Consider the following 19,621-nt stretch of genomic DNA (forward strand, 5'->3'; position numbering starts at 1 on the left):
GAGCGAAATGATCGATCCGACGGTGGAAGTCCCCGTCGAGCCGGTGGTCGCAGAGACCCGTGACGGCAAGCCCATGTCGAAGATGGCGCTGTACACGCGGCGGTTCATGCGCAACAAGCCCGCCGTCGGCGGCATCATCATCTTCGTCCTGCTCGTGCTGTTCTCGATCATCGGCCCCCTCATCGGACGCTGGGACCACATCGAGCTCGACTTCCTGAACCTCGGTACGCCGCCGTCGGCCGAGCACTGGTTCGGCACGACCGCCTCGGGCAACGACACATTCGCGCAGGTCGCCCTCGGTACGCAGCGCTCGCTCATGATCGCCGTCACCGTCTCGGTGGGCGTGACGATCCTCTCCGCCATCATCGGCACGGCGGCCGCCTACTTCGGCGGCTGGACCGAGAAGGTCACCCTCACCGTCATCCACTTCATGATGGTCATCCCGAGCTTCCTCATCCTGTCGCTGATGTCGAACCGCGCCGGCGGAAACTGGATCGTCATCGCGCTCATCATGGTCTTCATCGTCGGCTGGTACTTCCCGGCCCGCGTGGTGTGGACGACAGCGCTCTCGCTCCGCGAGCGCGAGTACGTGCACGCGGCGCGCTACATGGGCGTGGGCGGGTTCAAGATCGTGCTCCGCCACCTCATCCCCAACATCGGTTCGCTGCTGGTGATCAACTTCACCCTCGGGATCGTGAACGCCGTCATGACCGAGACCGGTCTGTCGTTCATCGGCTTCGGCGTGAAGATCCCCGATGTCTCGCTCGGCTCTCTCATCGGCTCCGGCGCGAACACGATCACCAGCGCGCCGTGGCTGTTCTACTTCCCCGCAGCGGCGCTGACACTGCTCACCATCTCGATGGCTCTCGTCTCCGACGGACTGCGCGACGCCCTCGATCCCACCTCGGCAGCAGGAGGCCGCGCATGAGCGCCATCATCTCCGTCCGCGACCTCACCGTCAGCTTCGCCTCCGAGGCGGGTCGAGTGGATGCCGTCCGCGGAGTCTCGTTCGACCTCGAAGAGGGCAAGACCCTCGGAATCGTCGGCGAGTCCGGTTCGGGCAAGTCGGTCACGTCGCTGGCCATCATGGGCCTGCTCGACGAGAACGCCAAGGTGTCCGGCTCGATCATCTACGACGGGCAGGAACTGCTCGGCAAGAGCGACAAGCAGATGTCCGTGATCCGCGGCAACGGTATGGCCATGATCTTCCAGGATCCGCTGACCTCGCTCACTCCGGTGTTCACCATCGGCGACCAGCTCATCGAGGCGTTGACGGTGCACCGCAACCTCTCGAGCCAGGAGGCCTGGGAGCGCTCCGTGGAGCTGCTGCGCCTGGTCGGCATCTCCGAGCCGGAGAAGCGCATGAAGGGCTTCCCGCACGAGTTCTCCGGCGGTATGCGACAGCGCGTCGTCATCGCGATCGCCATGGCGAACAATCCCAAGCTCATCATCGCCGACGAGCCGACCACGGCCCTCGACGTCACGATCCAGGCGCAGATCCTCGACCTGATCGAGAAGGCGCAGGACGAGACCGGCGCCGCGACGATCATGATCACCCACGACATGGGCGTGGTCGCTCGTATGGCGGACGACGTCATGGTGATGTATGCGGGCAAACCGATCGAGCACGCGCCCGTCGGCGAGCTGTTCCATCACACCCGGATGCCGTACTCCATCGGCCTGCTCGGTGCGATCCCGCGCGTCGACAAGGTGGAGAAGGAGCCGCTCGTCCCGATCAAGGGCAACCCTCCCCTGTTGATCGACCTTCCGGACGCCTGCCCGTTCGCCGATCGCTGCCCGATCGCCATCGACGCGTGCCGTACCAGGGAGCCCGACCTCGTCGAGGTCCGCACCGGCACCTCGGCGCCGCACAAGGTCGCGTGCATCCGCGCCCACGAGATCGAGGACGGCGGCCGGATCGGCGGTCTTCCGGTCTACCCGGTACGCGAGGTCCCCGAGAGCGCGCTGACGCTCACGCCGCGCTCGGAGCGGCCGGTCACCCTCGACGTGCGCAACCTCAACAAGACGTTCCCGCTGATGAAGGGCGCCTTCCTCAAGCGCAAGGTCGGGGAGGTCCACGCCGTCAAGAACGTCACCTTCGACGTCCGTGAGGGCGAGACGATGGCGATCGTCGGCGAGTCCGGCTCTGGCAAGACGACGACCCTGCTGCAGATCATGGATCTCGTCAAGCAGCGCGACGGCGACATCATCATCAACGGCACGAGCGTCAACGACATCACCAGCCGGAAGATCGAGCGCGCCGTCCGTCGCGACATCCAGATCGTGTTCCAGGACCCGATGGGCGCGCTCGACCCCCGCATGACCGTCGCGGACGTCATCGCGGAGCCTCTCCGCGCGGTGGACACGCCCAAGGAGGAGGTGGACCGCCGCGTTCGCGAACTCATGGACCTGGTCGGCCTCAACCCCGCGCACGTCGACCGCTTCCCCGGCGCGTTCTCCGGTGGTCAGCGTCAGCGCATCGGCATCGCCCGCGCGCTGTCGACGAATCCGAAGATCATCGTGCTCGACGAGCCGGTCTCAGCCCTCGACGTCTCGATCCAGGCCGGCGTGATCAACCTGCTCGATGAGCTGAAGGTCAAGCTCGGACTGTCGTACCTGTTCGTGGCGCACGACCTCTCGGTGATCCGTCACATCGCCGACCGCGTCGCCGTGATGTACCTCGGTGATTTCGTCGAGCACGGCGATGTCGACGACATCTTCGAGAACCCGCAGCATCCGTACACGAAGGCGCTGCTGTCGGCGATTCCGGTGCCCGACCCGGACGTCGAGCGCACTCGAGAGCGCCTGATCTTCAACCCCGCCACGATGCAGGCGGAACCGGTCGCACGCTGATCTGTTTCGGGCTGATCACAGACGGTCACCGTCCGATAACAGTTAGGCATGATTCACTCTGCCCGGGAGAATTCCGCCACCGTGCGAACTATTCTCGCCTTATGACACGCCGAAAGGCGAAAGGAGCACCATGAAGCAGCACAAGCTGATGGGGGCTATCGCGTTCAGCGGAGCCCTCGCACTCGCCCTCGCGGGCTGCGCCTCCGACACCGGTGACAACAGCGGTGACGGTGGCAACGAGCCCGTCGAGACCAAGGCGGCGGACTACAACCCGCAGCCGCGCGAGAACCTTCAGGTCGGTGGCGAGGCCCGCTTCCCGATCAACGAGATCCCCGAGCAGCTGAACGCGTTCAACGGAGACGGTTCCGCTGACACCGCCCGTGTCGCCGCGTGGTACATGCCGCAGATCCTCCTGCAGGAGGACGACGGCACGCCGTACAAGCACGACGCGTACCTCGACGAGTGGAGCATCGACACCGTCGACGGCAACACCCAGATCACCTTCACCTTCACGGATGAGGCGCACTGGAACGACGGCACCGACATGGACTGGACGGCCATCGACGCGACGTGGAAGGCCAACCGTTCCACGGACGAGGGCTTCAACCCGAACGCGACCGACGGCTACAAGGCCATCGCCTCCGTCGAGCAGGGTGACACCGCCAAGACGGCCATCGTCACGTTCGACGGTGAGTTCGCCTGGCCGGAGATGCCGTTCCTCACGGGCATCATCCACCCCGCGCTCGCCGACCCCGAGACGTTCAACACGGCGATGATCGACAACCCGCACCCCGAGTGGGGCGCAGGCCCGTACACGATCGATGAGTTCGACGCGAACTCGGACTACGTCTCCTTCATCCCGAACCCCGAGTGGTGGGGCGACGAGCCGCTGCTCGAGAAGGTCACCTTCCAGGGCATGGAGGCTGCCGCCTCGATGAACGCCTTCAAGGCGGACGAGATCGACATGGTCGGCGCCAGCACCAAGGACCGCCTCGAGCAGGTCAAGGACATGGAAGATGTCACCATCTACCGTTCCACCCAGACCGCGAACACCCTGATCCAGGTCGACGCTGAGAAGCCGCAGTTCGAGGACGTCAAGGTCCGCGAGGCGTTCTTCAAGGCGATCAACATCGACCAGCAGAAGGAGATCGCCTGGAACGGCCTGGACTACGAAGAGGAGCCCGCCGGCTCGCTCACGCTGTTCCCGTTCCAGCCCGGCTACTCCAACGCACTGGCCGAGGCCGGCTGGGAGTACAACCCCGAGGACTCCAAGGCGCTCCTCGAGGAGGCCGGCTGGGTCGAGAACGAGGACGGCATCCGCGAGAAGGACGGCGAGACGCTTTCGGTCGTCTACCCCGTCTGGAGCGATGACCCCACGCAGGAGGCTCTCGCCAAGGCGCTGCAGCAGCAGATGAAGGAGGTCGGCATCGACTTCCAGATCGACGTTCGCCCGTCGACCGACTTCTCCAGCGACTACACGTCGAAGAACTGGGATGTCTCGTCGCTGCGCTTCACCTCCTCCGACCCGTTCGGTGCGGCCTGGTTCTGCCAGCTGTACTGCATGGACATGGGACTGAACCTCTCGGGTGTCCAGAACGAGGAGACCGACCAGCGCATCCACGATGAGGTCGAGTCCCTGGCCACCGCTGAAGAGCAGACGGCTGCGGCCATGAAGCTCGAGGCGGAGATCTTCCAGGAGTGGGGCCTGATTCCGCTCTACAACGGCCCGTCCATCTCGGCCGTGAAGACCGGTCTTGCGAACCTCACCCCCGAGCCCTACGTGGGCCTGGACGGCTTCGGCGTCCAGCCGGTGGAGAACGTGGGCTGGGAGAAGTAAGCACTTCTGACAGCAGAAGCGGGGCCGCAGGTTCTTCCTGCGGCCCCGCTTCTTCGTGTCCGCACCGTCGTCACAGCGAGCGGTCCGTATGGTGGATGCTGTGACAGTCCAAGTGGTCCTCGTGCACGGCATCCGCACGTCGCGCACGATGTGGCGCTCCCAGCTCATGCATCTCGAGGACCGCGGGATCCCCGCCGTCGCCGTCGACCTGCCGGGCCACGGCACACGCATGGCGGAGGACTTCACGCTGGAGGCCGCGTCGGCGACGATCGACGACGCGGTGCGGGACGCGGCATCCAGAGGCCCGGTGCTCCTGGTCGGCCATTCCATGGGCGGCCTGCTCTCAGTGGCCTACGCGGGGTCGGCGGCCACTCCCCCGGTGTCCGCGTTCATCGGTGCCTCGTGCACTGCTTTTCCGCGCGGGATCGGGCTGGCCACCTACCGCACGCTCGCCCGCACCTTCGATGCGCTGCCCGATCGGGGTCTGTGGCTCACCGAGCGCGTGCTCGCAGCGACCATCCCCGAGGAGACCCGCCCGGACTTCGCCGCCGGCGGGTACGCACTGGATGCCCAGGACATCGCGCTGGGGAGCCTCGGGGCCCTCGACCTCGCCGCGGACCTGCGCCGGATGCGCATGCCGGTGTGGTGGATCAACGGGCAGTTGGATCAGCTGCGCATGCAGGAGCGCATCTTCCGTCGCCTCACGCCGCACTCCGAGCTGATCGTCGTCCCCCGGACCTCGCATCTGGTCACCGCGATGCGTCCTCGGGTGTTCAATGCTCTGCTCGATGTGGCGATCGCGACGTTGCGACAGGGTGCGCCTGCGCCGGCCGCACCGCGAGAGTCATGAGAGCCCCGACCGTCGACAGGACCCCGGCCGCCGCGAACAGCAGCCAGAAGCCGCCGACGAGAGCGACGAGCCCTGCACCGAGCAGCGGCCCGAGCAGCTGACCGAGGTTCGCCGACACGTTCACGACCCCGAGGTCGCGCGCATGGTGCTCCGGGCGCGGGAGCAGATCGGTCGCAAGAGCAAGACTCACCGCCATGAAGGCGCCGTACCCTGCACCCATCACCGCGGCCGCGACGGCCGTGCCGATGAACGTCGGTGAGATGAGGATCAGGACAGCCGACAGTGCCTGGACGAGAGCGGCGAAGACGACGATCGGACGGCGTCTCCCGGTGCGATCGGACACCGATCCGGCGATGATGGATGCCGTCACGACGAACACCGTGTAGATGACGATGAGTAGCAGCAGGTCGTCCTCCGCGGTATCCGCGGGCGAGCCGATGCCGTACAGCAGGAAGAACAGCAGCAGCGACGTGCCCAGCGCGTTGCCGAGGTTCACGGTGAGGCGGCTCGCGAGGACCCACCCGAAGTCGCGGTCGCGGAGCGCGCCCATGCGCTCCCGCCATGTTGCGCGGTCCGGCGTCCCATCTTGCAGGAGGCTCGTGGGCCGCGGGTCCGGCAGCAACGCCGTCGTGCCGACTCCGATGATGAGGATGAGCACGGCGAGGAACACATAACTCGCTCCGATTCCGAGTCCGAGGAGCACGACCGCTCCGACACCGACGACGATTCCGATCGCCTGAGCCGAGCTCACCAGCGCGGACGCCGTGCCACGCTGCGCGGACACCTGATCGGCGATCATCGCCGTGAGGGCGGCCGAGAGCACGGCGATCCCCACCGACACCCCCACCCAGGCGGCGCCGACGGCGATCGGCCCAGAGGCCGTTCCGGTGAGCACGAGGGAGCCGGCGGCGAGGAGCGTCCCGCCGAGCGCCCATGGCCGCCGCCTTCCCCAGCGGGCGGTGGTGCGGTCGGACAACGCGCCAGCGAGCGGGCCGGCGATCACGCCGGCGAGTCCGCCGATCGACAGGATCAGGCCAGACCAGATGACACCGGTGATCCAGTCCGACGGGCCACCAGGGGTGTCGAGCTGCAGCGGCAGCAGCAGTTGGACGGGGGTGAGCTGCACCGTCCACACGGCTAGCCATGCGAGCCCGAACAGCGTGAGCCAGAGGCCACCGACGCGACCGCCGTGATGCGATGGCTGCGTGCTCGGCGCGTTCACTTCGTACTCGCGATCAGATTCCGGTACCAGTCGAACGAGGCCTTGGGCGTGCGTTCGGACGTCGTCTGATCGACGTGCACGAGGCCGAAGCGCTGGGTGAACCCGTCGGCCCATTCGAAGTTGTCGAGCAGGCTCCACACCGTGTACTCCTCGACGTCGATCCCGGCGTCGACCGCGTCGGCCACGGCACCGATGTGTGCGGCGAGGTAGGCGATGCGGCGCTCGTCGTCAATCACCGCTGTCGCATGATCCGGTTCGGGGAAGGATGCGCCGTTCTCGCCGATGATGATCGGCGGCAGCGCCTCGCCGTAGTGGGTGTGCAGATCGACGAGCAGGGCGGTGAGCGATGGCGGATCGATCGGCCACAGCTCCCCGAAGCCCGTGTGTTCGACTCTCGGTGTGGCCACGGGCTCGAAGGGCACCGGTGCGTCAACCGGAGCCGCGGCGATCGTGGTCGGGTTGTAGAAGTTCACGCCATAGAAGTCGGGTCTCGCCGAGATGAGCGCGAGATCGCCTTCCCGCACCGGCATCTCCATGCCGAACGCGGACAGGTCGGGATACTCCCCCGTCAGAACGGGGTCGGCGAACATCCTGTTGTGGAGGAGGTCGTACAACCCCGCCGCCGTGCGGTCGGCTTCCGAATCGGATGCCGGCCGCACCAGGGTGTGGTTGTTGACGATGCCGACCGCCGCTGCACCCTGCGCCCGCAGCGCCGCCACGGCGTGCCCGTGCGCGAGCAGCTGATGGTGCACGGTGGGCAGCGCGTCGAACAGCAGCTGGCGTCCCGGCGCCAGCTCGCCGATCCCGTATCCCTGCAAAGTCGTCGACACGGGCTCGTTGATCGTGTACCAGTGCGCGACCCGATCGCCGATGCCGTCCGCCACGAGGGCGACATACTCGCCGAACCGTGTGGCCGTGTCGCGGGCGAGCCATCCCCCATCGGCCTCCAGCCCGACCGGGAGATCCCAGTGATAGAGCGTCGGGAAGGGCGTGATCCCGGCGTCGAGCAGGTCATCGACGAGGCGGTCGTAGTACGCCAGCCCGGCGGCTGATGCCGCGCCCCTCCCCTCGGGCTGCACACGCACCCAGGAGATCGAGAACCGGTAGCGGTCGACCCCGAGGTCTCGAAGCAGCGCGATGTCTTCTGCGCTCCGGTGATAGCTGTCCGGTCCCGGCTCGGCGTTCGAACCGTCTCTCACCCGACCGGGCGCATCGACGAAGTCGTCCCAGATCGATCGACCTCGGCCATCGGCCGCCCGTGCCCCTTCGATCTGGAATGCGGCGGTCGCGGCGGACCACCTCAGCCCCGGTGGCACGCGGAGTAGGGTCGAAGCATCCGTCATTCTGAGCTCCTTCGCTCGGGTAGGCCCAGCATGCCGCATCCGTCCCGCTCGGCGCGAGCGGCGCGCAACATGACGTGCGCGGACCTGGTAGACTCGATTCTTGGCTTGCGTGTGGGTTCTTCCCTCACGACCGTCGGATGGCAGCCCTCTTCCTGCCTACGACACATCCCATCCATCCCTGAACGAAAGTTTCCACGCGTGGCAAACATCAAGTCGCAGATCAAGCGCAACAAGACCAACGAGAAGGCTCGCCTCCGCAACAAGGCTGTCAAGTCCGAGCTCAAGACGCTCGTCCGCAGCACCCGCGAAGCCGTCGCCAAGGGTGACAAGGCCGCCGCCGAGGCGTCGCTGAAGGTCACCTCGAAGAAGCTCGACAAGGCCGTCAGCAAGGGCGTCATCCACGAGAACCAGGCAGCGAACCGCAAGTCGGCCATCGCCAAGCAGGTCGCCGCTCTCTGAGCCGCATCTGATCGAAGGTCCGCCCCCGTCTCACGGGTGGCGGGCCTTCGGCGTTTCCGGGCCGCTCTCGGATCGGCATCCGGACTATCCCGCCCGTTCTGCTCGTCCGTCCCCATCTGTCGGTCCGCGCCATCCGCAGTCCGTGCCATCTGCGGAGCGCACGGATGCAGGGCCTGGGCACGGATGCAGGGCGACACGCCGGGATCCCGCCCTGCAGGCGTGCTTCGCCCCTGCATCCGTGCGGGTGGGAGAGCGGCCGGATGCCGGATGCGGATGACGGATGACGGATGCCGGACACCGAAGGTTTCGACGCGACCGAGACGGTACCCTCCCCGGCCGCGAGACGCACGGATGCAGGACCCGGGCACGCCTGCAGGGCGAAACCCCGGGATCGTGCCCTGCAGGCGCGCTTCGCCCCTGCATCCGTGCGGGTGGGAGAGTGGAAGGATGACGGGCGAGGATGCCGGATGCGGATGCCGGATGACGGATGCCGGATGCGGAGGCGGATCCCCGGCGCCTCGGGCTTACCGGCGGGAGTCCTCCGCGATGACGGCATCGGCTTCTTCCGGCTCGCCGGTGACGTCCTGAGCGAACCGATCCTCGAGCTCGATCCCACCGAGGGGCTCCTCGTGCCAGCGCTGGAGGAGCCACCCGCTGTCCGGGTCGCCCTCGAGTACGCACATGCCGGTGTTCATCAGCCGCCGCTGCACGGCCTCCTCCGATGCGACGTTCACGGCACGCGTCGACGCCCACACCCGGATCGCCGCACCGTGACTGACGACGGCGGCCGCATCGTTCGTGTCGGCGATCTCGGCGATGGCGGCGTCGAAGCGGTCGAAGAACGCCGCCCCCGTCTCACCGCCGTCGACGCTGTGGTGGAGGTCACCCCCTGCCCATCGCAGACCGGACTCGATGTACGCGTGCACCGCCTCGGCGTGCGACTGCATCTCGAACGCCCCGGCCGAGATCTCCTCCAGACCTTCGCGCACGACGATGTCCAACCCTCGGGCGGCGGCGAGCGGTTGCGCAGTGAGCTGGGTTCGTGTGAGCACGGACGCGTGCAGTCCGTCGAGGCGCTCCGTGCCGAGCACGTCGGGGATCGCGGCGGCCTGCGCGTGGCCGAGTGCCGTGAGTCCGGCTCCCGGGCGCGCGGTGTCGAGTGCGCCGGCGACGTTGCTGGGGGTCTGGCCGTGTCGGATCAGCAGGAGTCTCATGCCTCCACCCTACGGTCGAGACAGCGGGTCATTCCCCGAACGGCGTGCGGGTGGCGATCACGGTCACCATCCGCTCGAGCGCGAAGATCGGGTCGCGCGCGGCGCCCTTGACCTCGGCATCCGCGCGGGCCGTCGCCTGGATCGCCAGGCCGAGCGATCGCTCGTTCCAGCCGCTCAGGTCGCGCCGCGCACGGTCGATCTGCCAGTCCTTCATGCCCAGCCGCTGCGCGAGGCTGCGACTGGGTTCACGGTGGCCGGCGACCTTGGCCATCGTCCGCAGCTTCATGGCGAACGCCGCGACCATGGGGACGGGATCGGCACCGGAGTCGAGGGCGTGCCGCAGCGCGACGAGCGCGTCTCCGTATCGGCCGGCGATCGCCGTGTCGGCGACGACGAACGCGGAGACCTCGACGCGCCCGCCGTAGTACTTGGTCACTGTTTCCTCGGTGATGTCGCCGTCGACGTCGCGGATGAGCTGTTGGCAGGCGGAGGCGAGCTCGGTGAGATCGTCGGCGAACGCCGAGACGAGTGCGCGCAGTGCGTTCGGCGCGATCCGCCGACGAGCGGAGGAGAACTCCCCCGCTGCGAAGTCGACACGGTCGCTGTCGCGCTTGACCGTCGGGCAGGCGATCTCGATGCCGTCGCCCTTCCCGCCGCGCAACGCGTCGAGCAGCTTCTTGCCCCGTACGCTCGCGCTGGTGTGGCGCAGGATGACGGTCGCGCCCTCTTGCGGGTTCTCGAGGTAGGAGACGGCTTCCTGGATGAACGCGTCCGTGCACTTCTCGACACCGGAGACCCGGACGAGGCGCGGCTCACCGAACAGCGACGGCGACGTGAGGGTGAGCAGCGTACCGGGAGCGTAGTCATCGGCGCGGACGTCGCTGACCTCGAGCGCGGGATCCTCGGCGCGCAGATAGTCCCGGATGCCGGCGATCGCGCGCTCAGCGCAGACCTCCTCCGGGCCGGAGACGAGGACGACAGGCGCGGGCCGAGGATCACGCCAGGAGACCTGCGGAACCTTCGACGCTTTCACTCCACCACGGGCTGAGGAACGCGGAGCAGGCATGATCCGAGCCTACTCGGGGTCGTCGACATCCGAGGCGTCCGCCCGCTCCGTCCACACCGTGAGCGCCGCACCCTCGAGCCCGATGAGGATGCGCCCCTGCGTGTCCGTGCGCAGTGACGCCGCACCGGTGGCTTCGGTGAGCGCGACCGTCTCGTGGCGCGGATGACCGTAATCGTTGCCCACACCGGCGCTGAAGATCGCGACCGTCGGCTGGACCTGCGCATACAGCGCGGGGTCCTGGTCGGCGCTGCCGTGGTGGGCGACCTTCACGACCGCGTAGGTGCCGCGCAGCTGACCGGCCAGCATCCGTTGCGGCACAGCCGAGAGGTCGCCGAGGAAGAGCGACCGCGGAATGCCCCCACCGTCGAACTCCACGACGACACTGGCGTCGTTTCCCGGCGGGAAGGCCGCCGATCCTGCCCGCGGCCAGAGCACTCGCCACTTCGCATCTCCCAGCACGCCGTGCAGGCCGGTGGCACCAGGCACAAGCGTCGCGCCGGCCTCCTCGAGTGCCGTCAGCACGTCGACGTCGCGCTCGGAGCCGGTCGGCCCGTGCACCACCACTCCCACTCGTCCGACCACAGCACTCACAGCCCCGACATGATCCGCGTCGAAGTGGCTGAGGACGAGCAGATCGATCCGCTGCACCCCGAGCGCCTGGAGACATGACTCCAGGAGCGCGGGGTCCTCCCCCGTGTCGACCAGGGCGATCCGCTCTCCGGAACGGACGACCAATCCGTCCCCCTGTCCGACGTCGCACGCCGCGATTGACCAGCCCTGCGGAACCGTGGCGGTGACCAGTGGCCCCGCGAGCAGTGCCCTCCCGGAGAGAAGGCCGCAGGCGACGATCACAACCGCGGTCGATGCCCGGCGCGACCACAGATCAGCGGCTCCACGCAGCGGCGACACCCCGGCGAGCAGGATGCCGATCGCTGCGCTGAGCACCGCGACCACCGCCGCGGCACCGAGACCGGGGACCACGAGCGCCGCGCCACCGGGGACGCCGGCGGAGACAGTCGCGGTCGTCGCGATCCAGGCGGACGGCAACCAGGCGGACGCGGCGAACAGGTCGGCCAGCGGCGGAACGGGGGCGGCCAGGCAGGCCAGCAGGCCGACGACTGTGGCGACCGGCGCAACCGGGTCCGCGAGCATGTTCGCCGGGATGCCGATCAGTGATTGCTGCTCGGCGAACAGGGCGATGATCGGACCGCACGCCAGTTGCGCGGCGAGGGGCACCGCCACGGCGAAGGCGAGCGGAGCCGGCATCCAGCGCGCTATTCCGCGTGCCAACGGCGGCGCGAGAACGATCAGGGCGGCGGTCGCCGCTGCGGACAGCGCGAACCCCGGCGTCGCCGCCAGCCACGGATCCGCGATGAGGATGCCGATCGCCGCGAGGCACAACAGCCCGAGGCCGGCGCTCGGACGTCCGCAGAGCAGACTGAGCATGGCGAGGGCCGCCATCACCGCGGCGCGGATCACGCTCGGCTCCGGGGTGACGAGAACGACGAATGCCGCCAGAGCCGTCAGCGCGAGCCCGATCCGCAGGCGCCGCCCACCGCCGCAGAGCCCGGTCAGCCAGAAGACCGCGCCGACGACGATCGCGCAATTGGCCCCGCTGACTGCGGTGAGATGACTGAGTCCGCTGGTCAGCATCGCCGCGTTCAGGTCCTCCGAGACTGCCCGCGTGTCCCCCACGGCGAGTCCGGGGAGCAACCCCGCCCCCGGCTCGGGCAGACGAGTGGCGCGGGTGACGAAGTCCTCGCGCACCTGCGCGGCGACACCGAGCACGCCCTCTGCAGGTCTGAGGATCTCGACGCGCATCCCGAAGACCACCGCAGCGGCGCGCTCGCCCGGATCCGTAGCCATGACGTCACCGGTGATCCGGACGACGGCTCCGGGGTCGAGACCATCCACCGGGTCGACCCCCGCGCGCACGGGCGCTGCGACGCGCTCAGGAGCGCCCAGAGTTCCGGCGTGAACCGTGTCGACGTCGAACCAGAGACGACCGTCGCGCCCAGTGCTCGTGGATGACGAGATCTCGCCGATCACCTCCGCGACGCGCCCGTCCAGGTCGTGCGCAGCGTCCCGCTCTGGAACAGCGAGCGCGGCGGTCAGCGCCACGGCCGCACACCCGAGCACCGCGACGAGGGCGAGGCCGCCACGACCCTGCAGCCCCGGTCGCGGCAGACGTGCGAGAACCAGCACACCGATCCCCGAGGCGACGCCGAGGCACACCACCCACCAGGAGAGACGAGGCAGATGGACGCACACGAGCGCCGTCGCCCATACGGATGCCGCAACAGGCACGAGACGCAGATCACGACGCCCACTCGGACCGCTCATACCCGCACCAGGTCGCGCAGCCCCGCGAGCAGCTTCTCGCCGATGCCGGGTACGGCGATGAGGTCATCGACCGAGCCGAACCGTCCGTTCGTCTCGCGCCAGTCGATGATGCGCTGCGCGAGTGCGGGGCCGATCCTCGGCAGAGTCTCCAGCGTCGCGAGATCTGCGCTGTTGAGGTCGATCACCCCGCCAGGGGTGGCGCCGGTCCCTCCTGCGCCGCTCGTCTCGATCGGATCGGCACCGATCACCGGAACGATCAGTTGCTCGCCGTCGCTGAGCGGGCGGGCGAGGTTCACCGCCTGGAGATCCGCGTCCTCGAGCGTGCCTCCGGCCGCCGCGATCGCGTCGACCACCCTGGACTGCGGGTCGAGCACGTACAGGCCCGGCGCCGTGACCTGCCCCAGCACGTGGACGTACAGGTCCTCGCCATCGTGGGCGGCCCCGCTCGAGACATCGCTCTCGCCGCCCTCGTCGGCCGCGTCGATCTGCACGGTCTGCGTCGGCGCGGCCTGCCCGCGCATGATCCCGAGCCCGACCGCCGCCGACAGGACGACGAGGCCGAGCACCACGGCCGCGCCGATGCTCAACCGGAGACGCGAACGCGCCGGTTCAGGCGCGGAATCACTCGCTGGCACCCCGCCACGCTAGAGCGCGCAACCGACGACCGTCGCAGCGGTCACCTCGCCGGTGGACAACCGAGACGCCGCATCTCGTGTGCAGAATGCACCCGGGACGCGTGCGGCCCGGCCTCAGCCCTTGACGGCGAAGTTCACGAGCTTCGGGGCGCGGACGATCACCTTCACGATCTCCTTGTCACCGATCGCTCGCACCACCCGCTCGTCGGAGCGTGCGAGCGACTCGAGCTCGTCGGCCGAGATCTTCGCCGACACCTCGAACTGCGCGCGCACCTTGCCGTTGACCTGAGCGACGGCGGTGATGGTGTCCTCCACCAGCAGCGCGGGGTCGGCCTGACGCCACGCGACCAGTCCGACGGACGGCTCGTGCCCGAGCGCCTCCCACATCTCCTCCGCGGTGTGCGGGGCGATGAGGTCGAGCATCACGGCGACCGTCTCGAGCGCCTCGCGCACGGCGGGGTCGCCGGCGCCGGATCCTGAATCGACCGTCTTGCGCGTGAGGTTGACGAGCTCCATCAGGCGCGCCACCAGGACGTTGAACTTCGTCTGCTCGACCAACGCAGGGGCGTCGGCCAGCAGCTTGTGCGTTCCGCGGCGCAGCGCCGCATCCCCGTCCTTGAACAGCACGTCGACCGGGCTCGACACCTCACGGCTCAGCCGCAGGGCGCGCGCGAGGAACTTCTGCGCACCCGTCGTGGAGACGTCGGCCCAGTCCTTGTCGTCCTCCACGGGCCCCGCGAACGCGAGCCCGGTGCGCAACGCGTCGGCTCCGTGCTTGTCGAGCTCCTCCTGGAAGAGCACGAGGTTGCCCTTGCTCTTGGACATCTTCGCACCGTTGAGGATCACCATGCCCTGGTTGATGAGGCTGGAGAACGGCTCGGTGAAGTCGATCAGGCCCATGTCGAAGAGCACCTTGGTGATGAAGCGCGCGTACAGCAGGTGCAGGATCGCGTGCTCGACACCACCGATGTACGAATCGACCGGAGCCCAGCGGGACGCCTCAGCCGGGTCGAAGGCGAACTGATCGCTGTTCGGCGAGAGGAATCGCAGGAAGTACCAGGAGCTGTCGACGAAGGTGTCCATCGTGTCGGGATCCCGCAGCACGGGGTCACCCGTCTCGGGGTCCACCGTACGCACCCATGACTCGGCCGCACCGAGCGGCGACGAGCCCTTCGGCGAGAGGTCGAGTCCTTCGACGCTCGGCAGCTTGACCGGCAACTGCTCGGCGGGCACCGGAGTGACCGACCCGTCCTCGTGGTGCAGCATCGGGATCGGTGTGCCCCAGAACCGCTGGCGGGAGATGAGCCAGTCACGAAGGCGGTAGTTCTTGGCTGCACGTCCTGTTCCCGCAGCCGTGAGCTGCTCGATCGCGCGAGCGACGGCGTTGCGCTTGGAGAGACCGTTCAGGTCGCCGGAGTTGATCATCCGGCCCTCGCCGGACAACGCGACGCCGGTCTTGGCCGGGTGCTGTTCGTCGAGGTCGTCCGTCGGCTCGATCGGCACGCCGTCCTCGTCGAGGTCGATGACCGGCATGGCACCGGTCACCGGGGCTGTCGTGTCAACGACGACCTTGACGGGCAGGTCGAAGGCGCGCGCGAAGTCGAGGTCGCGCTGGTCGTGGGCGGGGACGGCCATGACAGCGCCGTGACCGTAATCGGCCAGCACGTAGTCCGCGGCCCAGATCGGCAGGCGCTCACCGTTGACGGGGTTGATGGCGAAGCGCTCGAGGAACACACCCGTCTTCGGGCGATCGGTCGACTGCCGGTCGATGTCGGTGGTCTTCTGCACCTTCTCCAGGTAGTCCTGGAACGCCATGCGCACCTCGCCGGGGGCGCCGGCGGCGAGCTCGGCGGCGAGGTCGGAGTCCGGCGCGACGACGAAGAACGTCGCGCCGTGCAGCGTGTCAGGGCGAGTCGTGAACACCGTCACCGGCTCGTCGCGCCCCTCGATGCGGAAGTCGACGTCGGCGCCGACCGAGCGTCCGATCCAGTTGCGCTGCATCTGCAGCACCTTGTGGGGCCAGCGGCCCTCCAACTGGTTCAGGTCGTCGAGCAGCCGGTCGGCGTAGTCGGTGATCTTGAAGTACCACTGCGTGAGCTTCTTCTTCACGACCTCGGCACCGCAGCGCTCGCAACGGCCGTCGACGACCTGCTCGTTCGCCAGGACCGTCTGGTCGTTGGGGCACCAGTTGACCGGGCTCTTCTTGCGGTACGCGAGTCCGCGCTCGTGCAGCTGCAGGAAGAGCCACTGGTTCCAGTGGTAGTACTCGGGATCGGACGTGTGCAGCTCACGGGTCCAGTCGAACGAGACGCCGTACGCCTTGAAACCGGCCTTCTGCTGATCGATGTTCAGGTAGGTCCACTCCCGCGGGTCGGCTCCGCGGCGGATCGCCGCGTTCTCGGCCGGGAGGCCGAACGAGTCCCACCCGATCGGGTTCAGGACGTTGTGCCCGCGGTGACGCCAGAACCTCGCGACGATGTCGGAGTAGAGGTAGTTCTCGGCGTGCCCCATGTGCAGGTCGCCCGAGGGGTACGGGAACATCGCCAGCACGAACTTGCGCGGCCTGTTGTCGTCCGCCCCTCCTGCGAGGAACGTGTCGTTGTCGGCCCAGTACTTCTGCCACTTGGCTTGGATGGCGTGCGGCGACGTGGACTCGTCGGCGGGCTCGGTGGTGGAAGCGGGGAATTCAGACAACGAATGGCCAATCTCAGGAGGCGGACTGCACAAAAGTCAGGAACTTCCAGGATATCGGATCACCCGCGTCGCCAGGCTCCGGGAAGCTCCGCCCCGAGCGCCGCGAGCGGCGCCCTGGCCTTGGTGGCGACCTCGTCGACCTCCGCATCGGCCTCGGACCCCCACGTGATCCCTCCCCCCGCACCGATCGCGGCTCCATCCCCGTCGATGACGATCGTCCGGATCACCATCGCGAGATCCATCGCGCCATCGGCACCGACGAAGCCGAAGCAGCCGCTGTACACACCGCGGGGTCGCCCGGATTCCAGCTCATGCAGGAGCGTCATGGCCGACAGCTTGGGCGCTCCCGTCATGCTGCCGGCGGGGAAGGCCGCCTCCCACAGGCGCGCGACGGTCAGGCCCGCCGCGGCCCTGCCGCTCACCGTGCTGACCAGCTGGTGCACGGCGGGATAGGACTCGACCTCCCACAGGCCTTCGACACGGACGGAGCCGGGCTCGCAGACCCGGGACAGATCGTTTCGCATGAGGTCGACGATCATGACGTTCTCGGCGCGCTCCTTCGGACTGGCCACGAGCTCGGCGGCGAGCGCAGCATCCGAGACGGCGTCGGCGCCTCGAGGTCGGGTGCCCTTGATCGGTCGGGTGCGGATGCGACCGCCCGCCGCGTGCAGGAAGGTCTCGGGGCTCGCACTGAGAAGGGCGCGGTCGTCGATCCGTACGAAACCACCGTGGTGCGCGGGCGTCGCGGTGCGCAGGCGCAGATAGGTGGCGACGGCGTCATGAGCGCCGGGGACCTCGAACCGCGTCGTCAGACACAGCTGATAGGCGTCTCCGGCCCGGATGGCCTCGCGGCATCGTCCGATCAGCGCGGCGTACTCATCCGGGGTGTGGCGAGCGGATGCCGTGCGCAAGACCGGCACGTCAGCCTCACCCTCAGCGCCGAGATCGCGGTGCGCGGCAGGCTCAGGGAGGCGATCACCGAGGTGCCACACCGCTCCGGTCGAATGGTCCACCGCGACCGCTGCTGTCACCCGCAGCCACGCCGGTCGCCCCTCGGCTTGTGCCGCCGGCGCCCCGACCGCACGTGCACCGCTGTCGTAGTCGAGCCAGCCGATCCAGCCACCTCGGAACGGGGGCTCCCCGGCCTCCGCTGTCTCAGCCTCGTCGAGCCGTACGTGGCCAGGGCCTGCGGCATCCGGCACCCCCGTCCCGAGGATGCTCCACCCTTCGACGGCCCCCGCGCCAGCATCCAGCCAGAAGACGTCCGGACAGGACGCTGCGACATCGACGAAAAGCGCGGGCAGGTCGACTGTCGCGCTCACACGACGAACGGCGAGCAGCGGATCACGGAGCACGATCTCAGCGTAGGGTGCGTATCCTCATGACGTGGACGATTTCCTGCTCTGGATACTGGATACCGTGCAGGCGGTCGATCCGGTCGCCCGAACGCTGATCGCCGGTCTCGCCGTCCTGTTGGAGACCAGCATCCTCATCGGCCTGCTCGTGCCCGGCGACACCGTCGTCATCATCGCCTCGATCGGCGTCGAGGGCCCCCTGGAGACCGTCGCGATGGTCGTCGCCGTCGTGATCGGCGCGCTCATCGGAGAGAGCATCGGCTTCGGCCTCGGGCGCTGGCTCGGGCCGCGCATCCGCCGGTCCTGGGTCGGACGCCGCATCGGTGAGAAGAACTGGGCGAAGGCCGAGCTCTACCTCGAACGGCGCGGCGGTCTCGCCATCTTCCTCTCCCGGTTCCTCCCCGTGCTGCACTCGCTCGTTCCCCTCACCGTCGGGATGAGCACGTACTCGTACCGCCGATTCCTCGCCTGGACCACACCGGCCTGCGTCATCTGGGCCGCCGCCTATGTGAGCATCACCTCCCTGGCCGCCGGCGGTTTCCGGGAGCTCGTCGACCAGGTCCACTACGCCGGATACATCTTCGTCGGCGTGATCGTGCTCTTCCTCCTGCTGGCCTATGTGGGCAAGAAGCTCCTCTCGCACTGGGAGGCACGGCACATGCGCGTCGTCGAAGACCAGGAGGGCGACGGTGCGTCATCGGACGTGAAAGACTGAGGGCGATGTCCGAAGACCGCGCCAAGACCCGGATCCACTGGTTCGCGCGCCTCGAGCACCGCGTGCACGTCTGGCGCGAGAGCAGAGCGCGTCGTCGGGGCCGCACCGCGACCGTTCTGCCCTTCGCCGGATACGGCGGCACGGGCTGGGTGCGCGTCGTCGGGCGAGTGCTGATCGTTCCGCCCCGTCGTCCCAACGCCGACGGCGAGTACGCGTCGGTTCGGGGCTGGCGCAGTTTCGTCGGGATCCCCGTGGGCTTCGCTCGCGCCGACGTCGTCATCGCCGGTCAGCGGCACGAGGTGACGGCGGATCGCGGCGGCGTCATCGACACCGTCATCAAGGCGGACCTCGATCCGGGCTGGCAGACGTTCACGATGTCGGTCGAGGCCCAGAAGCCCATCGAGGGCTCCGCCTTCATCGTCGGCGACGACGTCACCTTCGGCGTTCTCTCCGACATCGACGACACGGTGATGGTGACCGCGCTCCCCCGCCCGTTCGTCGCCGCGTGGAACTCGTTCGTCGTCGACGAGCACGCCCGCCTTCCCGTTCCGGGCATGGCGGTCCTCCTCGAACAGCTCATGCGTCAGCATCCCGGCTCCCCGATGATCTACCTGTCGACGGGTGCGTGGAACGTGGCGCCGACGCTCAGCCGCTTCATGAGTCGGCATCTCTTCCCCAGCGGTGCCATGCTGCTGACGGACTGGGGCCCGACGCATGACCGCTGGTTCCGCAGCGGGCGCGAGCACAAGCTGATCAACCTCCGGCGCCTCGCCGAGGAGTTCCCGCACGTCAGATGGCTCCTCATCGGCGACGACGGACAGCACGACGAGGCGATCTATACCGAGTTCATGAACGAGCACCCGCAATGCGTCGCCGGCGTCGCCATCCGGCAGCTCTCCACCGCCGAGGCGGTGCTCGCCGGTGGTCGCGCGTCGTCCGATGACCATTCTGAGGACACCGCACCGTGGGTGGCCGCCTCGGACGGCGCAGGTCTCCGCGAGCAGCTCACCGACGTCGGCATCCTGCACTGAGGAC

15 protein-coding genes are annotated in these 19,621 nt (G+C 68.4%); 7 read left to right on the top strand and 8 right to left on the bottom strand.

The genetic code is table 11. The features are described from left to right. Nucleotides 1–7: 7 nt before the first annotated feature. From HD600_RS14495 to HD600_RS14510, 4 genes are all read left to right on the top strand, one after another. Nucleotides 8–928 (top strand): ABC transporter permease, encoded by a 921-nt coding sequence (locus tag HD600_RS14495; protein WP_184284499.1) that lies wholly within the window; start codon nucleotides 8–10, stop codon nucleotides 926–928. Next, entirely contained in the window at nucleotides 925–2,853 is a 1,929-nt protein-coding gene (locus HD600_RS14500) for an ABC transporter ATP-binding protein (protein WP_184284501.1), read from the top strand. The genes HD600_RS14495 and HD600_RS14500 overlap by 4 nt, the downstream gene beginning before the upstream one ends. Before the next feature lie 130 nt (nucleotides 2,854–2,983). Next, the gene (locus HD600_RS14505) at nucleotides 2,984–4,690 is read left to right on the top strand and encodes an ABC transporter family substrate-binding protein (RefSeq protein ID WP_144796467.1); all 1,707 of its coding nucleotides are present in this window, start codon (nucleotides 2,984–2,986) and stop codon (nucleotides 4,688–4,690) included. Between the two features lie 100 nt (nucleotides 4,691–4,790). Continuing rightward, nucleotides 4,791–5,540 (top strand): alpha/beta fold hydrolase, encoded by a 750-nt coding sequence (locus HD600_RS14510; protein ID WP_184284503.1) that lies wholly within the window; start codon nucleotides 4,791–4,793, stop codon nucleotides 5,538–5,540. Here HD600_RS14510 and HD600_RS14515 read toward each other — a convergent pair. After that, nucleotides 5,464–6,762, bottom strand: coding sequence for an MFS transporter (locus tag HD600_RS14515; protein ID WP_338402249.1), 1,299 nt, complete (start codon nucleotides 6,760–6,762; stop codon nucleotides 5,464–5,466). The genes HD600_RS14510 and HD600_RS14515 overlap by 77 nt on opposite strands. After that, the gene (locus HD600_RS14520; protein WP_184284507.1) at nucleotides 6,759–8,105 is read right to left on the bottom strand and encodes a GH1 family beta-glucosidase; all 1,347 of its coding nucleotides are present in this window, start codon (nucleotides 8,103–8,105) and stop codon (nucleotides 6,759–6,761) included. The genes HD600_RS14515 and HD600_RS14520 overlap by 4 nt, the downstream gene beginning before the upstream one ends. 198 nt (nucleotides 8,106–8,303) lie before the next feature. Between HD600_RS14520 and rpsT the strand changes: the two genes are divergently transcribed. Continuing rightward, nucleotides 8,304–8,564: a 30S ribosomal protein S20 gene (gene rpsT, locus HD600_RS14525; protein WP_144796475.1), complete on the top strand. Its 261-nt coding sequence runs from the start codon at nucleotides 8,304–8,306 to the stop codon at nucleotides 8,562–8,564. 524 nt (nucleotides 8,565–9,088) lie between these two features. On the opposite strand, the gene HD600_RS14530 is transcribed toward rpsT, so the two are convergent. The 6 genes from HD600_RS14530 to HD600_RS14555 form a co-directional block, all read right to left on the bottom strand. Continuing rightward, nucleotides 9,089–9,778: a histidine phosphatase family protein gene (locus HD600_RS14530; protein WP_184284509.1), complete on the bottom strand. Its 690-nt coding sequence runs from the start codon at nucleotides 9,776–9,778 to the stop codon at nucleotides 9,089–9,091. A gap of 28 nt (nucleotides 9,779–9,806) precedes the next feature. Continuing rightward, nucleotides 9,807–10,844, bottom strand: a complete 1,038-nt coding sequence (holA, locus tag HD600_RS14535; RefSeq protein ID WP_184284512.1) for a DNA polymerase III subunit delta — start codon at nucleotides 10,842–10,844, stop codon at nucleotides 9,807–9,809. Nucleotides 10,845–10,853: 9 nt separating this feature from the next. Then, complete coding sequence (locus HD600_RS14540) at nucleotides 10,854–13,187, bottom strand: ComEC/Rec2 family competence protein (protein ID WP_184284514.1); 2,334 nt, start codon at nucleotides 13,185–13,187, stop codon at nucleotides 10,854–10,856. Beyond that, on the bottom strand, nucleotides 13,184–13,822 hold the full coding sequence (locus tag HD600_RS14545) for a ComEA family DNA-binding protein (protein WP_260980513.1): 639 nt from the start codon (nucleotides 13,820–13,822) through the stop codon (nucleotides 13,184–13,186). Before HD600_RS14545 ends, HD600_RS14540 begins: the two co-directional genes overlap by 4 nt. Nucleotides 13,823–13,936: 114 nt before the next feature. Further along, nucleotides 13,937–16,516 (bottom strand): leucine--tRNA ligase, encoded by a 2,580-nt coding sequence (leuS, locus tag HD600_RS14550; RefSeq protein ID WP_184284516.1) that lies wholly within the window; start codon nucleotides 16,514–16,516, stop codon nucleotides 13,937–13,939. Nucleotides 16,517–16,575: 59 nt separating this feature from the next. Then, nucleotides 16,576–17,871, bottom strand: coding sequence for an anthranilate synthase component I family protein (locus HD600_RS14555; RefSeq protein WP_338402250.1), 1,296 nt, complete (start codon nucleotides 17,869–17,871; stop codon nucleotides 16,576–16,578). Between the two features lie 31 nt (nucleotides 17,872–17,902). Between HD600_RS14555 and HD600_RS14560 the strand changes: the two genes are divergently transcribed. After that, nucleotides 17,903–18,586 carry a VTT domain-containing protein gene (locus HD600_RS14560; protein ID WP_184284518.1) on the top strand — a complete coding sequence of 228 codons (684 nt, stop codon included), beginning with the start codon at nucleotides 17,903–17,905 and terminating at the stop codon, nucleotides 18,584–18,586. Between the two features lie 5 nt (nucleotides 18,587–18,591). Next, nucleotides 18,592–19,617 (top strand): App1 family protein phosphatidate phosphatase, encoded by a 1,026-nt coding sequence (locus tag HD600_RS14565; protein WP_184284520.1) that lies wholly within the window; start codon nucleotides 18,592–18,594, stop codon nucleotides 19,615–19,617. Nucleotides 19,618–19,621: the final 4 nt, after the last annotated feature.

Source organism: Microbacterium ginsengiterrae, assembly GCF_014205075.1.
GTDB classification, from domain to species: Bacteria; Actinomycetota; Actinomycetes; order Actinomycetales; family Microbacteriaceae; genus Microbacterium; species Microbacterium ginsengiterrae.

Bases quoted from the DNA above. Each gene is read 5' to 3' on its own strand.
- HD600_RS14495 (WP_184284499.1), top strand. From the start codon at position 8: ATGATCGATCCGACGGTGGAAGTCCCCGTCGAGCCGGTGGTCGCAGAG.
- HD600_RS14500 (WP_184284501.1), top strand. From the start codon at position 925: ATGAGCGCCATCATCTCCGTCCGCGACCTCACCGTCAGCTTCGCCTCC.
- HD600_RS14505 (WP_144796467.1), top strand. From the start codon at position 2,984: ATGAAGCAGCACAAGCTGATGGGGGCTATCGCGTTCAGCGGAGCCCTC.
- HD600_RS14520 (WP_184284507.1), bottom strand. From the start codon at position 8,105: ATGACGGATGCTTCGACCCTACTCCGCGTGCCACCGGGGCTGAGGTGG.
- HD600_RS14530 (WP_184284509.1), bottom strand. From the start codon at position 9,778: ATGAGACTCCTGCTGATCCGACACGGCCAGACCCCCAGCAACGTCGCC.
- holA (WP_184284512.1), bottom strand. From the start codon at position 10,844: ATGCCTGCTCCGCGTTCCTCAGCCCGTGGTGGAGTGAAAGCGTCGAAG.
- HD600_RS14540 (WP_184284514.1), bottom strand. From the start codon at position 13,187: ATGAGCGGTCCGAGTGGGCGTCGTGATCTGCGTCTCGTGCCTGTTGCG.
- HD600_RS14565 (WP_184284520.1), top strand. From the start codon at position 18,592: ATGTCCGAAGACCGCGCCAAGACCCGGATCCACTGGTTCGCGCGCCTC.